The 16626-nt window shown below is 33.7% G+C and carries 11 protein-coding genes; 5 read left to right on the forward strand and 6 right to left on the reverse strand.

Annotated features, from left to right (window positions below; genetic code table 11):
- Window positions 1–8 precede the first annotated feature (8 nt).
- Window positions 9–6317: a T9SS type B sorting domain-containing protein gene (locus AST99_RS06485; protein WP_057780410.1), complete on the reverse strand. Its 6309-nt coding sequence runs from the start codon at window positions 6315–6317 to the stop codon at window positions 9–11.
- A 32-nt stretch (window positions 6318–6349) separates the two neighbouring features.
- The gene (locus AST99_RS06490; RefSeq protein ID WP_057780412.1) at window positions 6350–6616 is read right to left on the reverse strand and encodes a hypothetical protein; all 267 of its coding nucleotides are present in this window, start codon (window positions 6614–6616) and stop codon (window positions 6350–6352) included.
- Window positions 6617–7058: 442 nt separating this feature from the next.
- Here AST99_RS06490 and AST99_RS06495 point away from each other — a divergent pair, with 442 nt between their 5' ends.
- From AST99_RS06495 to AST99_RS06515, 5 genes are all read left to right on the forward strand, one after another.
- A complete protein-coding gene (locus tag AST99_RS06495) occupies window positions 7059–7550 on the forward strand; it encodes a SixA phosphatase family protein (RefSeq protein ID WP_057780414.1) in 492 nt (163 codons plus the stop codon).
- A gap of 101 nt (window positions 7551–7651) precedes the next feature.
- A complete protein-coding gene (ppk1, locus tag AST99_RS06500) occupies window positions 7652–9715 on the forward strand; it encodes a polyphosphate kinase 1 (protein WP_057780417.1) in 2064 nt (687 codons plus the stop codon).
- A gap of 1 nt (window position 9716) precedes the next feature.
- Entirely contained in the window at window positions 9717–10625 is a 909-nt protein-coding gene (locus AST99_RS06505) for a Ppx/GppA phosphatase family protein (protein ID WP_057780419.1), read from the forward strand.
- A gap of 98 nt (window positions 10626–10723) precedes the next feature.
- Window positions 10724–11254, forward strand: a complete 531-nt coding sequence (locus tag AST99_RS06510) for a porin family protein (protein WP_057780421.1) — start codon at window positions 10724–10726, stop codon at window positions 11252–11254.
- Window positions 11255–11460: 206 nt separating this feature from the next.
- The gene (locus AST99_RS06515) at window positions 11461–11907 is read left to right on the forward strand and encodes a protein-disulfide reductase DsbD domain-containing protein (protein WP_057780423.1); all 447 of its coding nucleotides are present in this window, start codon (window positions 11461–11463) and stop codon (window positions 11905–11907) included.
- 82 nt (window positions 11908–11989) lie between these two features.
- On the opposite strand, the gene AST99_RS06520 is transcribed toward AST99_RS06515, so the two are convergent.
- The 4 genes from AST99_RS06520 to AST99_RS06535 form a co-directional block, all read right to left on the reverse strand.
- Window positions 11990–13549 carry a M28 family peptidase gene (locus AST99_RS06520; RefSeq protein ID WP_057780425.1) on the reverse strand — a complete coding sequence of 520 codons (1560 nt, stop codon included), beginning with the start codon at window positions 13547–13549 and terminating at the stop codon, window positions 11990–11992.
- Between the two features lie 55 nt (window positions 13550–13604).
- On the reverse strand, window positions 13605–14660 hold the full coding sequence (locus AST99_RS06525) for a M28 family metallopeptidase (protein ID WP_083495616.1): 1056 nt from the start codon (window positions 14658–14660) through the stop codon (window positions 13605–13607).
- 6 nt (window positions 14661–14666) lie between these two features.
- On the reverse strand, window positions 14667–15056 hold the full coding sequence (locus AST99_RS06530; RefSeq protein ID WP_057780426.1) for a hypothetical protein: 390 nt from the start codon (window positions 15054–15056) through the stop codon (window positions 14667–14669).
- Between the two features lie 152 nt (window positions 15057–15208).
- A complete protein-coding gene (locus AST99_RS06535) occupies window positions 15209–16624 on the reverse strand; it encodes an efflux transporter outer membrane subunit (RefSeq protein ID WP_057780428.1) in 1416 nt (471 codons plus the stop codon).
- Window positions 16625–16626 lie beyond the last annotated feature (2 nt).

Below are 16626 nucleotides of genomic sequence, written 5' to 3' on the forward strand. Positions count from 1 at the left end.
GTTATTTTTTATTTGGTTCCTAAGTAAATTGAACCTGTTAGTGGTTTCAATCCGCTATTTTTTAATGTTACAATATAATAGTATGTTCCTGTTGGCAAGTTATTAGCATTACCAAAAGCGCCTTTATCGTTTTTACCATTCCAGTTGTTTTGATAATCTTGAGCTTTATAAACTAATGCTCCCCATCTGTTGTAAATTTCAACGTCTATTACAAATCCACATCTATCAAGACCTGTTATTGTAAAGTATTCGTTCCACTGGTCACCGTTAGGTGTTACTGTTGTAGAAACAATAGGATCACAAGTTGGCTCAACACAATCTTCATTAACTGTTATTGTAACTGTAGTTTGGTTTTGACAACCATCTGCTTCAGTAAATGTGAACTCATAACTTGCTCCAACTTCAGAATCAATAGGATCGTAAGTACTTCCATTTATAGTTGTATCTCCAGATGTTACAACCCATGTACCATCGATACTAGAATCTACTAAATAACTATCTAAATCTACAGCACCACCTTCAGTACATCTGTCGTCTGTTACTAGTACAACATCTTGTTGTACGTTAACCGTTATTGTTTGTGTAAATACAGCAGCGTTACCACATGTATCTGTTACGGTCCAATCTCTAATGATTAAGTAGTTTTCGAAAGCAGCACCAGTTGCAGTACTTACTTCTGTATACTCAACATCTAAAGTAGAAGCACAATTGTCTGTGAAATCTAATTCTGGTTGTGTAGGTATATCTGAACAAAAGATTTCAACTTCTGTATCTAAGTCACTAACTAGAGTAGGAGCAATAGTATCTTCTACTGTAATAATTTGAGTTGTTGTTGAAGTATTACCACATGAATCTGTAAACGACCATGTTCTAGTAATAATACTACTACAAGAATCGATATCTGTTACAGTATCTACACCTGTAGATGTAATAGCTTCTCCACAGTTGTCTGTAGCAGTTAAGTCGCTAGTTACAGGTACATCATCTATACACTGTACTGTAAGATCTGCTGGAGCAGCAGGAGCAGTTGGAGCCACATCATCAATTACTGTTATAGTTTGAGTAACTTCAGTTTCGTTTCCACTCTCATCTGTAAACATCCAAGTACGTGTAATTGTTACGTTACAAGCATCTGCATCTTCAATTGTTTCAGTTCCTTCAGAAGTTAATTCTCCAGAACAGTTGTCTATTGCAGTTAATGCTGATAATGTAGGAACGTCATCGATACATGCATAAGTTACATCTTCTGGCATTGGGTCTACTACAGGAGCAGTTACATCTTTTACTGTTATAGTTTGAGACACTTCAGTTGTATTACCACAATTATCAGTAAATGACCAAGTACGTGTGATAATTGTATTAAGAGGGTCTGTAGTATTAATGGTTTCAGTTCCTTCAGAAGTTAATTCTCCAGCACAATTATCTATTGCTATTAAAGCTTCTAATGCGGGAATATCTCCATCACATTCTATATTTAAATCTGTTGGAGGCGTTGTTACTACAGGAGCAGTTTCGTCTTTCACAGTTATAGTTTGATTAACTTCAGTAGTATTACCGCTGTTATCCATAAAGATCCAAGTACGAGTAATTATCACATTACAAGCATCTGCATCATTAATAACTTCAGTACCGTTTGATGTTATAGTTCCAACACAGTTATCGGTAGCTGTTAATGTTTCCATTGCTGGAACATCACTTAAACATTCAAGAGCTAAATCTGTAGGTATCGTTGAATCTAATACAGGTGCAGTTGCATCATTAACAGTAATAGTTTGTGACACTTCAGTTGTGTTACCACAAGCATCTTCGAACGTCCAAGTACGAGTGATAATTATATTAGTTGGATCTGTATTATCTTCAGTATCTATTCCAGTTACTGTAATATCTCCAGCACATTCATCTGTTGCTGTAAGAGAAATCATAGTAGGAATATCATCATAACATTCTACAGTTACATCTGCAGGAACTTCTGTAGTTAATACAGGAGCAGTTTCATCTATTATAGCAATAGTAGCTGTAGTCTGAGTAGCATTTCCACAATAGTCTACAGCAGTAAATGTTACTGTTACTGCATTATCTATTCCACAAGCATCAGCACTTAATGATGAAGCATCAAAGTCGTTACTCCAAGTAATAGTATCTGAACAATAATCGAAAGCTGTCGCACCTCCATTAGTATTTAACCAATCTTGTACTGTGTCAGTATCTGAAAAACATGCAAGGATTAAATCTTGAGGTTCTGTTTCTATTGTTGGTCCTGTTTCATCGTTAATAGTATAAGTTGCTGTTGTAGAGGTTGAGTTTCCACAAGCATCTGTAGCAGTAAATATGACTTCTACAGGAGCTTCACAGCTAATAATGCTAGGATCATAGTTATTTGTCCAAGTAATATCAGAACAATTATCTTGAGCTAATGCATATCCGTTAAGACTTACCCAAGCTTCGATAGTTGCATTTCTTTGCTCTCCACTACAATTGTAAACAATGTCTGTGGCTTCTTCAATTAAAGTCGGAGCAGTTTCGTCTATAACATTTATTGTTTGACTACCTGTACTTACATTTCCACAAGCATCTTCGAACGTCCAAGTACGTGTAATTATAACATTACATGGATCTGTGTTGTCTGTTACATCTACAGGTGTTGCGATAACTTCTGCACCACAATTGTCTTGTGCTGTTAGGTCTATCATAACAGGTAACTCGTCTGAACATTCTATTGTTATATCAGCTGGGATAGTTGGAACAATAGGAGCTTGAGTATCTGCTACAGTTATTGTTTGTGATACTTCTGTAGAGTTACCACTATTATCTGTAAACACCCAGTTACGTGTAATAATTACATTACAAGCATCTGCATCGTTAATGGTTTCAGTTCCGTTAGAAGTAATGACTCCAACACAATCATCAGTTGCTGTTAATGCTTCCATTGTTGGAACATCATCAATACATTCTAATGTTAAGTCAGCAGGAGCGTTATCTACTACAGGAGCAGTAACATCTTTTTCTACTGAAATTGTTTGAGTAGCTTCTGTTGTGTTTCCACAATTATCTGTAAAGGTCCAAGTACGAGTAATAATTGTCAATAAAGCACCAGAGTCATCTACAGTTTCTGTACCTAGAGCTGTAATAGTTCCAGCACAATTGTCTGTTGCAGTTAACTCAACCATTACAGGCAATTCTTCATCACAAGCAATAGTCATATCTGCAGGGACACTATCTACTACAGGAGCAGTTACATCTGCTACTGTTATAGTTTGTGATACTTCAGTTGAGTTACCACTATCGTCTGTAAATACCCAGTTACGTGTAATAATTACATTACAAGCATCTGCATCGTTAATGGTTTCAGTTCCGTTAGAAGTAATGACTCCAACACAATCATCAGTTGCTGTTAATACTTCCATTGTTGGAACATCATCAATACATTCTAATGTTAAGTCAGCAGGAGCATTATCTACTACAGGAGCAGTAACATCTTTTTCTACTGAAATTGTTTGAGTTGCTTCTGTTGTGTTTCCACAATCATCTGTAAAGGTCCAAGTACGAGTTATAATAGTAAATAGAGCACCAGAGTCATCTACCGTTTCAGTCCCTAGAGCTGTAATAGTTCCAGCACAATTGTCTGTTGCAGTCAACGCTTCCATTTCAGGTAAATCATCATTACAATCAATTGTCATATCTGCAGGAACACTATCTACTATAGGAGCAGTTTCATCTTTAACCGTTATAGTTTGCGTAGTCTCTGTAGAGTTACCGCTATCGTCTGTAAACACCCAGTTACGTGTAATGATTACATTACAAGCATCTGTATCGTTAATGGTTTCAGTTCCGTTAGAAGTAATTATACCAGCACAGTTGTCTGTTGCTGTTAAAGCTTCCATTGCAGGTACATCTGATATACACTCTACAGCTAAATCTGTAGGGATATTGTCTATAACAGGAGCCGTTATATCACTTACTGTTATCATTTGAGATACTTCAGATGTGTTTCCACAAGCGTCTGTAAATGTCCAAGTACGTGTAATAATTATATTAGTAGGATCTGTATTGTCTTCTGTATCTATTCCTGATACTGTAATTTCACCGGCACATTCATCTGTTGCAGTAAGATTAATTGTTGCAGGAACATCATCATAACATTCTACTTCAACATCTGCTGGTACATTAGTTGGTAGTGTAGGTGCAGTTACATCTGTTACTGTAATGGTTGCAGTTGTACTTGTTATGTTTCCACAGTAATCTGTTGCAGTAAAGGTTACTGTTGTAGCATTGTCTTCACCACATGCTTGTAGGTTGAATGTATCTTCGTTAAAATCATTACTCCAAGTTACATCTGTAGAACATGCGTCTGTTGCCAAACCGCCTCCGTTAGATGTTAACCAAGTATTTAATACATTTTCTGAATTCTCGTTACATTCTAAAACTAATGCTTCTGGTTCAGTTCCTATAACAGGACCAGTTTCATCTAATACTGTATAGGTTGCAGATTGTGAAATTGAATTTCCACATGCATCAGTTGCAGTAAATTCTACTGTAACACTCTCGTTACACGTTGGTGTTGTTGAATCGTAATTGTTTGTCCAAGTTATACCTGAACAATTATCTGTTGCTAATCCATATCCATTAAGTTGTACCCATGCATCAATTGTTGGAATTCTTTGTTCTCCATCACAATCATATACAATATCTTGAGGAGCATCTAAAAATATTGGAGCAACATCGTCGATTACTGTTATGTTTTGAGATATTTCTGAAGAGTTTCCACATTGGTCTTCAAATGTCCAAGTACGAATTACTGATTGGTTACATCCGCCATCTGAAGATGATACGATGTTATCTACACCAACTGCAGTTATAATAGTTCCACAATTATCTGTAGCTTCTAATTCAAGATCTGTAGGAAGATCTGTTAAACAAGCGACTGTAATATCTGCAGGAGCTTCAGGAGCAATAGGAGCAGTGGTATCTATTATATTAATAGTTTGTGATACAGAAGATGTGTCTCCACATGAGTTTGTGAAAGACCATGTACGTGTAATGATAACATTACAAGGATCTGTAGAATTTGTAGTTTGTGTATTTACCGAAGTAATTGTTCCACCTGTGTCCGAACATACATCATCAGCAATTAAATCTTCCATAACAGGAACATCTGCTATACATTCGTATGTAGCATCTTCAGGAGGCTCAGGTAATGTTACGGTTTCAAAAGCTAAAGTTAAGTTGTAAACAACGTATTTATCTGTAGTCGCAGTATATTGAATAGATAAATTATTTTGCCCAGGTATAACACTTGGTTCAGGAAGGTCAAATTTACTTAAATCAATTCCAAAAACGGGATCATTAGGAGTTCTAGGAAATCCATCAACGTTTATAGACGAGTTAAAAAAGTTTGTTGTTGTATTTGTGCTATGACTAAGACGTTGTATGTAAGCACCAGTTCCTCCGTATTGTGTTGTTAAAGCATCTCCAGCTAAATCTGCATCACCTTCAGCACCCATAACACCTATCTTAGCATTTACATTATCTGCAGTATTTAAAGCGCTAATATCTAAGTCTATGTAGCTAAGAAGCTCGTAATCTGGATCGTTAGGTACACCTTTAAAAGAGTAACCATCAAAAACACCTATATTACGGTTTCTCATACTTGAGTTTTCGTATACGATAACCATACTCCAGCCACCGTAGTATCCAATACCTAAACCTACGGTATCATCTTGACCCTCAACTAACGCAATGTCTGCAACAGTATATTCACCTGTCCCATTTGATTGTACAAAACCCGTTACATCTGCATAGGCAATATACATATCATTAAAAGATCCTTCAGGATAGTAGATATCTACTGAATTAGCAGTTACATCTGTATATCCGCTAGAACCAGGTCCTTTTAAAGACACTATAGATTTATTTAATGTGTTGGTAAGTCCGTTGTTAGGATTGTTAACAATAAACTCTTGACCAGGAGGGCGACCAGTCCAATATAATCCGGCATAAACAATGTTAGATGTGTTATCTACCACTTGTCCGCTTTCATTTTTAAGTTGAATGGTTGCGGAAGATGAGTTAACCGTAGTTGGATCTCCATCTATATCGACATATATCATGTCTCCCGAACTAACTCCCGTTTCTGGAGTCAGGTTGGCATTTCCTATAATAGTAAAATCACCATTAACTGTATAACTAGCTCTCGAGCTAAATTGTACTGGTGACTGGCCATAGCTATAAAAACTGAAAGCCATTAGCAATAATGCTAACAGCGAATACTGTTTGAAGTTTTTATAAGCTTTAAATTTCGTAGCGTAAAATTTTTTCATTTCATGAATCGATTAAGTTATCCTAATACTGCTTATGATGGATTAACAACTTTATAATTATTAGTTATTTCTGGGTCTATGTAGTTTAGCAATTGCGTTTGTATTGTGCAGGCTAAGAGTGGTCCGTTAATATGTTTGCTAAATGCAAAATGTTGTAATTGCAGTGTGGCGTCTTTAAGGTTTAAGCCTGCAGGTTTTAAAATTTTGTCTTGAAAACTGGGCGAGATAATTTTTAAGGCCTGATGCCTTAAGCGTTCTGTAAAAAAGAAAAGTAGGTTTGAAGCATGATTTGATACCATATACAATTTATTGATTAACGTTAATTTATGTGTTTAAAATAGATTCAAGTTTAATTCATGTTTCAACAGATCTTACTTTTGGTTAAGAAGTAAAACCGGTCTAGAGGGCATAAAGTTTTGTGGGAAAGTTTTGGCGAGCAAAACAAAGACTTTAGGTTTTGAAATTAGACTTGGGATCATATTCTTTGACAATTAATACTTACAAAAAACGACAGATAGAGTTAGAAAAACAAAATTTAATGTTAAAATACGCTTTATTTTCGACGAAGTGTAAGTTGGGTGTTTTTTGACGGACATTAATGCATTACGTCGGATAAAATTTTGTTAACATGTTAAAAAAATTGTGTTTATAACTATTTAATTAAGGTTTAATTATGTTAATTTAGTTTAAAAATGCGATTCTAGCTAATTTATTTGGAGCGTTTAACATTTATTAAGAATTATGAAAAAAATAGTTGTTGTTAGACATGGTAAGTCTTCGTGGGAACACGGTGTAGGAGACCGGTTTAGGCCGCTAAAACCGGTAGGTATTACCAATACTATAAAAGTTTGTAGGAATTTCAAAAACATGTCAGATATTTCTTTAAAAAGTGTATTTTCTAGTCCTGCGAAACGCGCTTTAGATACTTGTGATATTTTTGTTAATAACTTTTTTGTGGAAGAACAGATTTCGGTGAAAATTATCGAAGATTTATACGATTTCGAGGGTGATAAATTGACTGAATTTATTAAAAATTTAGCAAATGATTTAGATGTTGTGTTTATTTTTGGTCATAATCATGCGATTAATCATTTTGTTAATTTTTATGGAAACGAGTACATCGAAAATGTCCCAACAAGTGGTTTAGTCGTTTTAGAATTTAATATAGAAAACTGGTCAGATTTAGCTTCAGGTTATTTAAAATTAAAATTATTTCCTAAAGCTTTAAAATAATTTAATGTTTTTGAAAGTATTCATTACTTAATAACACAATAGTAAACAGAATTAAATTCTAAATACAATATATTTGTAAGAAGTAATCAAAAATTATTTAGATGATAAAAATCGAAAAAGCTAATAATATATATATTAATAGAGAGATTAGTTGGCTTCAATTTAATGCAAGAGTACTTCAAGAAGCTGAAGATAAAAACGTACCCTTAATTGAGCGTTTGCGATTTTTAGGTATATTTTCAAATAATTTAGACGAATTTTTCAAAGTGCGTTATGCAACTGTAAAGCGAATCGATCAAGCAGGTAAAGCTGGTAAAAGTGAATTAGGTGGTATTAAAGCGGGTGAACTTTTAGAAATTATTACAAAAATTGTAATAGAACAACAAGCTGAGAGTTTAGAAATTCTTAGTAATATTCAGAATAATTTAAAGAAAGAGAATATCTTTATTATTGATGAAAACCAAATATCTCCATCGCAACATCAATTTATTAAGCAATATTTTATTCAAAAAATAAGTCCAGCTCTTGTCACTATCATCTTAAACGATTTGGTCAAGCTTCCCTTATTAAAAGATAGTGCAGCGTATTTAGCAGTAAATATGCATATGAATACAGACGAACATCAATACGCATTAATAGAAATTTCTAAAAATATGGACCGTTTTGTTGTGCTTCCTAGAGAAGGCAATAAAGACTATATTATAATGCTAGACGATTTATTGCGTTACTGCTTAGATGATATCTTTAATATTTTCGATTATAAATCAGTGTCAGCTCATATGATTAAAATTACCAGAGATGGTGAATTAGATTTCGAGAGTGATTTGAGTAAAAGTTTTATCGATAAATTATCAGATAGTGTTAAACACAGACAAATTGGTGAACCTGTTCGATTTGTATATGACAAGCAAATAGAAAAGGAAACTCTAGATTATTTATTGAAAAAAATGAATATAGAACCTTCAGATAGTATTATTCCTGGAGGACGTTATCATAACAGACGCGATTATATGGGGTTCCCGAGTTTGGGAAGAACCGATTTGCTTTACGATAAAATAGAACCACTACATGTAAAAGGTCTAAGTCTGGAAGAAAGTATATTTGCATTAATTGCTAAAAAAGATTATTTGCTTTACGCCCCTTACCATACGTTCTCTTATGTGGTTAAATTTTTAAGGGAAGCAGCATTAGATCCTCAAGTAAAAACTATAAAAATTACAATTTATAGATTAGCTCAAATTTCAGACATTGCGAGTTCCTTAATAAATGCCGCAAAAAATGGAAAACGCGTTACAGTATCTATAGAATTACAAGCCCGTTTTGACGAGCAAGCCAATATTGCTTATGCCGAGCAAATGGAAATTGAAGGGATTAATCTTATTTTTGGTGTTCAAGGTCTTAAAGTGCATAGTAAAATGTGTGTTATAGAACGCGAAGAGAACAAAAAAATAAAACGCTACGGTATAGTAAGTACAGGGAACTTTAACGAATCTACTGCCAAAATATATACAGATTATACATTATTTACTGCAGATCAGAAGATTTTAAAAGATATTAATAAAGTTTTTAGTTTTTTTGAAACAAATTATTTAATATACAGGTATAAACATATTATAACATCACCGCATTATACTCAAAAAGCATTATTTAAATTAATAGATGCCGAAATTGTAAATGTAAAACTTGGTAAACCTGCAAGTATTAAACTTAAGATGAATAGTATTTCTAGCTATAAAATGGTAGATAAACTATATGAAGCAAGTAGAGCAGGAGTAAAAATCCAAATGATTGTTAGAGGATTGTGTTGTCTGGTCCCTGGGATAGAAGGGATGAGTGAGAATATTGAAGTGATTAGTATAGTCGATAAGTTTTTAGAACACACCAGACTTTATGTGTTTGGAAATGGCGGAAATCCTAAAGTTTATATTTCTTCGGCAGATTGGATGACTCGTAACATTGAAAATAGAGTTGAAGTTACTTGTCCGATTTACGATAAAGAAATTAAGCAAGAATTATTAGATACATTTAATATTTGTTGGAGCGATAATGTAAAAGCACGAATTTTAAATTTAGCCCAAACTAACGAACATAAGAAGAATAAAAAAACAAAAGTTAGATCGCAGTTTGCAACCTACGAATACTATTTAAACAAGTTAAAGGAGTAATATGCTTATAATAAAAAAATATGCAGCAATAGATATAGGTTCCAATGCCGTAAGATTATTAATTGCTAATATTATTGAGGAAGAAGGAAAACCAACGAAGTTTAAAAAAAGCTCTTTAGTTCGTGTGCCCATTCGTTTAGGTGCAGATGTGTTCTTAGAACAAAGAATATCTGAGAAAAATATAGAACGCATGATAGATACCATGCATGCGTTTAAATTACTTATGAAATCTCATAAAGTAGAAAAATATAAAGCCTGTGCAACTTCTGCCATGCGTGAAGCTAAAAATGGTCCAGATGTGGTGTCTCAAATTCAGGAACAATCAGATATTAATATCGATATTATTGAAGGCGATGAAGAAGCAGCTATTATTGCGGCAACAGATTTAAATGCCTACATAAACCCAAATAAAACTTATTTATACGTTGATGTAGGTGGAGGAAGCACAGAGTTTACTGTGATAGACCATGGAGCAACAGAAATATCCAGATCTTTTAAAATAGGTACGGTAAGATTGCTTAACGATATGGTGAAACGCGAAACCTGGAACGAACTAGAAAATTGGATTAAAGAGCATACTAAAAAGTATGATAAAATAGATTTAATAGGTTCTGGAGGAAATATTAATAAAATATTTAAGGTTTCTGGTAAAGCAGTAGGGAAACCATTAACTTTCTTTTATTTAACGTCTTATTATAATATATTGCAATCATATTCTTACGAAGAGCGAATTACTGAATTAGATTTAAATCAGGATAGGGCAGATGTAATTATTCCTGCTGCGAGAATTTATTTATCGGCCATGAAATGGAGTGGAGCCAAAGATATTTATGTTCCTAAAATAGGATTAAGTGACGGAATTATAAAGAGTTTATATTATGAAACAGTATCAAGTAAGAAATTAGTATAACGATAAAATAAGCGTTTCATCCCTTTTTTTATCACAATTATCTAAAATTATATTAAAGTGATTTTATTAATTTTAACTTAGCACCAAAATCTATCAATATGAAAAAAATTACCTTACTAGTTTTAACTATACTAGCAACCACAACTAGTTTTGCTCAATTCGATTTATTCGGAGTAAGAGCCGGAATGAATATCTCAAATTTAGATTACGATTCTGAAGTTCCTTCAGGAAATGCTCACAGAAATGGGTTTGTAGTTGGATTTACAGCACAATATGGTATTACAGATAAGTTTTCTGTGGCCCCAGAAATTCAGTTTTCAGCAGAAGGTGCTAAAAAAGATGAGCTTAGATTAGATTATCTTAACCTTCCGGTTTTTGCTAAATATGCAGTTACAGAAAAGTTATCTGTTGGTTTAGGACCTCAGTTAGGTTTAAAAATACACGAGTTTGAAGATGGATTTAGTAACTTAGTATTTTCAGGAGTAGCTGGTGTAGAATATGTGTTTTTCGATGACTTTTATGTCGATGTAAGATATGTGTACGGCGTTACAAATGTTTATGACGACGAACAAGTTTTAGAAGCAAAAAGCAGCAACATACAAATAGGTTTAGGTATAAAAATATTCTAAATATATAAGCTTAATAACTTAAAAAGAGCCAAATCTTTAAACAAAGATTTGGCTCTTTTGGTATCTAAATGTTTTTTTTGAAAGTTGAAATGTTAAAAGTTCTATAACTTTAATTCTTATTTAAATCTAAAAAGAGGGAATCGTATATATTTGGGTATCATCTATTAGTTTAATATCAATAATTTAAAAGATAACCCAATATAACTATGAAAAACATTGTTTTGCTACTCGTATTAATTATAACTGGATCTGTAAACTCTCAAATATTAGAACCCGTTAAGTGGACAACATCTGTAAATAAAATTTCAGATACAGAATATGAGTTGGTGGCAACTGCAAATGTAGATAAAGGTTGGCATTTGTATTCTCAAAACGTTCCTGAAAACGGACCAATTCCGACAACCTTTACATTTAAAGGCAATAAAAATTTCTTAAAAAAAGGAAATACACAAGAAGGAAAAGGTCATGTAGTTGATGATCCTGTGTTTGAAATGAACATCAAGTTTTTTGAAGGTAAAGCAGATTTTAAACAACGTATTAGAGTAAAAGGCGCAGTGCCTTTTAAAGTACTAGGAACTGTGGAATTCATGGTGTGTGACGATTCCAGATGCCTACCTCCAACCGAAATAGATTTAGAGTTTGATGTGAAATAATCTTGCTTAACAACATTTAGAAAATAAAAAATCCTTCAACAATTAATATGTTGAAGGATTTTTTATTTGAAGTAGATTGTTTTTAATTTGAAGCCTTGTCTACAATCAATTTTTGTTCGCGGTTAGCCAGTTCCCATGCTGTATAGAACACTAAGCGCGTTCTGTTTTCTAATAAATCGTATTGAATTTTATCAGGCGTATCTGTAGGTTTGTGGTAATCGTCGTGCGTTCCGTTAAAATAGAAAATTACAGGGATATTATTCTTTGCAAAGTTGTAATGGTCTGAGCGGTAGTAAAAGCGGTTAGGATCGTTATCATCATTAAATGTATAATCTAGTTCTACATTACAACACGATTTGTTTACATCTTCAGAGATGGTATGCAATTCAGAACTTAATTTATCACTTCCAATTAAATACACATAATTTCTGTTAGAGCTTTCTCGCTTTGGATCTGTTCTACCAATCATGTCAATGTTTAAATCCACCATCGTTTCGTCTAAAGGAATTATAGGATCGTAGTCTGCGTAATAACTCGAGCCTAAAAGGCCTTTTTCTTCACCTGTAACGTGAAGAAATAAGATAGAGCGTTTTGGACCTTGTCCATTATCTTTAGCGTTCTTAAAAGCATCTGCAAGCTCTAGTAATGCAACCGTTCCAGAGCCATCATCATCCGCACCATTGTATACAACTCCATCTTTAATACCTTCATGGTCTAAGTGCGCAGATACAACAATAACTTCGTCTGGTTTTTCAGTACCTTTAATAAATGCGGCAACATTTTCAGAGTTAAAATCTTCACTCACTTTTTTATAGTCTAAACTGAATGTTGTCTGAATAGTTTGTATACTATTATTTGTAGCGATACTTGGTAATATACTCTCGGCTATTGTAGTGTTTATTACAAAATAAAACAAAGATTCTTCTTTAGCTTGTAAACTCATTCTGCCACGAGATTTTCCATAGCGATTTGCTGCCATATCGTAAACCTCTGGGGCGTAAAATAAAATGGCTTTTGCTCCTTTTTCTTTAGCTAAGTCTCTTTTTAATGCAAATTCTTGTCTAAAATTAGACCATTTACTGGTTTCTGTTGTTCCGGATATAACATAGGTGCCATCTTCATTTTTAGGTTCACCAGCTTTAAATAAAACAACCTTACCGTTAAGGTCTACATCTTTATAATCTGAATAAGAGTCTGTTTCAATACCATAACCTACATACGCAATTTCGTTGGTTTGTATTGACCCTGATTTACTAGGAAGAATAGATACGAAATCAGTAATAAGTTCAAAATTGGTATTGTTTATTGCTAAACTTACTTCTGGTGTTTTAATAATTTCAAGGGGAACATCTTGATAATAGTTACCATCGGTTTTGGCTGCAGGAATTCCTAAATCTATATAACGTTGTTTTAAAAAGGCGATGGCTTTTTTCTGACCTGGCTGACCTGTTTCTCGACCTTCAAATTCATCAGAAGCATACACCATTAAATCTGTTTTTAAAGCATCTGCTGTTATGCGTTGGGCATAAAAGTTAACGTCTTTAGTTATTGCTGTGCTTTGTGTTGTTGTAGAGGTTTCTTGAGTACTTCCACAACTTAAAACTAATGCAGCAGCACTAGCAAGTATGAAGGTTTTTTTCATAGTAAGCGTTTTTTTGATTATTTTAAGTTGATTAGAATTGTTAAATATAAGAGTTTTAATCTAAGGGCTTAACATCATCATTTAATGCAGGACGATTGGTTTGATTTGCTAATTGCCAAGCTGTAACAAATACAAGTTGAGCTCGTTTTTGAAGCAATGAAAAATTAATTTTTTCTACCGTATCCGTCGCTTTATGGTAGTCTGCATGTGTACCATTAAAATAAAAAATAACGGGAATGTTATATTTTGCAAAGTTGTAATGATCGGATCTGTAATAGAATCTATTTTCGTCGTTTATGTCATTAAATGTGTAGTCCAATTCTAAGTTGAAATAGGTTTTATTAGCTTGTTCGGATAATTCATGTAGATCGTCACTTAAGCGATCAGATCCAATTAAATATACATAATCGGATTGATCTATATGTTTATCGTCTACACGCCCAATCATATCAATGTTTAAATCGGCTACGGTATTTTCTAAAGGAAATATGGGGTGTTCTGAATAGTATTTAGAGCCATATAGTCCAATTTCTTCGGCAGTTACGTGTAAGAATAAAATACTTCGTTTTGGCTGATAGCCATTTAAAGCGGCTTCTTTAAAGGCTTGAGCAATCTCAAGAATAGCAACTGTTCCAGAACCATCATCATCTGCACCATTATAAATTTCACCATTAATAATTCCAACATGATCTAAATGTGCAGAAATTATAACAATTTCTTCTGGTTTTTCAGAACCTTCAATATAGGCTAAAACATTTTCGGAAGCATTTGTTCCTTTAGGTAAATAAGATGCGGGAATGTCTTGAAAATAGACGGTGTCGTTGATAGGAGATGCGATGTTTTCGCTAATGTAAAATTGTTTTAAATATTCAGCAGCTTTTTTTTGCCCTGCTGTTCCGGTTGCGCGACCTTCAAATTCATCTGAAGCATAAATCTCTAAATGATTTTTTAATTCTTCAGTTGTAATTGTATTTGCATATTTTCTAATCGCTACAGTGTCTTGAGTAGTAATAGCATCTGTAGATTCCTCTGTTAGACTGCTATCTTTTTTGTCTGTACAAGAGTTGAAAATTAATAAAGCAGGCAGGATAAAAAAGAACTTTAAATACATATGTTTTTAGTTTAAAGGTGAATTGGCATTGATTAAATTTAGTGGTGGTTTTTCTTCGACTTCCTCAAGATCATTATCTAAGGAATCGTCGTAGTCTGCATCATCATCGAAATCGTCTTCTTCTTGGTGTTGTTCCGTAGGAGTAGACTCTTTAATGTCAACAGGAATAAAAATGTATTTGTAAACAGAAAGTATTAACGCGATAGCACTTAGTAAAATGGCAAGCTGTGAGGTAGATTTAGCTTGTAATTTGTCTGTAGATAACCGCCATCCAAGAACGCCTAAAAGGATTGCCACTAAAGCCACTATAGTTGCGTATAAAGAAGCAGGAAGCGTTGCTAAAATGGTAGCAACAACAGCTAAGATTAATGCAGAGATGACACTTGTTTTTCTCATTGTTTATTGTTTAATCTGAAATGTTCTGGATTTTAAATCGAAAATACAACGTTTTTTAAGTATTTTCTAAATATATATTCAAGTTTGAAATAAGAAAAGCCCTTTTGCTATTGAAAAGGGCTTTTCTTATTGAATTTATGTTATAAGCGAGTTTATTTCCATCCACCTCCAAGGGCTTCATATAAATCGACTACATTTAATAACTTTTGAAGTTTACTTTCAACCACATTAAGCTCTGCACTTAAAGCGGCAGTTCTGGCAGTAAGCAAATCTAAATACGTACTTAAACCGTAGTTTAAAAGTTCTTCAGAGTTTGCTTCAGCTTTTCTTAAGGCTTGAACTTCATTTTCTCTAAACACTATTTTTCTGTTTTCTGCATCATAATTATACAGTGTAGTAGACACTTCGTTACCGGCAGTAAGTAATGTTTTTTCGAAATTTAAAAGCGCTTGCTCTTGTTGAGCAATGGCAACTTCATGTTGGGTTCTAATGCTACGTTTATTGAATAAAGGTTGCGCTAAACCACCAACTAAGGTAGAGAAAATAGAATTAGCACTTAACCAATCTTTTAGTTCTAAACTTTGGAATCCGCCTGAAGCTGTTAAAGTTAAAGATGGGTAAAACTGACTCTTGGCTACGTTTGTTAACTCAAATGCATTAATTAAAGCATATTCTGCTGCCATTACATCTGGTCTGTTACGAAGCAATATAGACGGTACACCAACTTGCATGTCTGTCTCTAATTTTTGGATGTCTAAATCACTTCTTTCAATAGTTTCAGGGCTTCTACCTAATAGCAAACTAAGCGTGTTTTCTGTAGTGAAAATAGCACTTTCAATATCTATTTTTAAAGCACTGGCACTATTAAATTGCGCAATACTTTGGTCTACCGCAACCTGATTAACTTGTCCAGCTTCTTTTAACGCTTTAATAGTTTCTACACTTTTTTCACGAGTTAAAATAGACTCGTCTGTAATTTTAAGTTGGGCATCTAGGGCTAATAATTGGTAATACGTAGTTGCAATTTGAGCCACTAAAAGTGTTTTTACAGCTTTATGAGCTGCTACAGATTGTAAATAATTTGCGTCTGAAGCTCGTTTAGCACTTCTAATTTTCCCCCAAATATCTGCTTCCCAAGATAAACTCGCCGTAAAATCGTAAGAATCTAAAGTTCCGCTAAAAATAGATCCGAACTGACTGTTTTCTGAAAACTCTTGGCGTGTGCCTGTAGCGCTTAAATCTACAGAGGGTAAATATCCTGCTTTGCCTTGTTTGGCGTAAGATGCTGCTGCTACCATTTGTTGAATGGCTATTCTTATATCAATATTGTTTTGAAGTCCTTCTTCAATATATTGATTTAAATAGGGATCTGTAAACAAATCTTTCCAAGACACATCTGCCATAGACGTACTGTCTGCAGGTAAATTATCTGTACGGAATAAATCTGGAGTTTCTTCAAACTCTGGTCGTTTATAGTCTTTCGCTACAAAACAACTCTGTAAAGTTATCATGGCAAAAAGTAAAATCGAAATTTTACCAAATGGGTTATGTTTTATAATTGATATCATAC

This window comes from Formosa algae, assembly GCF_001439665.1.
Classification (GTDB): Bacteria; Bacteroidota; Bacteroidia; order Flavobacteriales; family Flavobacteriaceae; genus Formosa; species Formosa algae.

Coding starts and splice junctions, on each gene's coding strand:
- AST99_RS06485 (WP_057780410.1), bottom strand. CDS start 6,317: ATGAAAAAATTTTACGCTACGAAATTTAAAGCTTATAAAAACTTCAAA.
- AST99_RS06525 (WP_083495616.1), bottom strand. CDS start 14,660: ATGTATTTAAAGTTCTTTTTTATCCTGCCTGCTTTATTAATTTTCAAC.
- AST99_RS06535 (WP_057780428.1), bottom strand. CDS start 16,624: ATGATATCAATTATAAAACATAACCCATTTGGTAAAATTTCGATTTTA.
- AST99_RS06515 (WP_057780423.1), top strand. CDS start 11,461: ATGAAAAACATTGTTTTGCTACTCGTATTAATTATAACTGGATCTGTA.
- AST99_RS06520 (WP_057780425.1), bottom strand. CDS start 13,549: ATGAAAAAAACCTTCATACTTGCTAGTGCTGCTGCATTAGTTTTAAGT.
- AST99_RS06490 (WP_057780412.1), bottom strand. CDS start 6,616: ATGGTATCAAATCATGCTTCAAACCTACTTTTCTTTTTTACAGAACGC.
- AST99_RS06530 (WP_057780426.1), bottom strand. CDS start 15,056: ATGAGAAAAACAAGTGTCATCTCTGCATTAATCTTAGCTGTTGTTGCT.
- AST99_RS06495 (WP_057780414.1), top strand. CDS start 7,059: ATGAAAAAAATAGTTGTTGTTAGACATGGTAAGTCTTCGTGGGAACAC.
- AST99_RS06505 (WP_057780419.1), top strand. CDS start 9,717: ATGCTTATAATAAAAAAATATGCAGCAATAGATATAGGTTCCAATGCC.
- AST99_RS06510 (WP_057780421.1), top strand. CDS start 10,724: ATGAAAAAAATTACCTTACTAGTTTTAACTATACTAGCAACCACAACT.
- ppk1 (WP_057780417.1), top strand. CDS start 7,652: ATGATAAAAATCGAAAAAGCTAATAATATATATATTAATAGAGAGATT.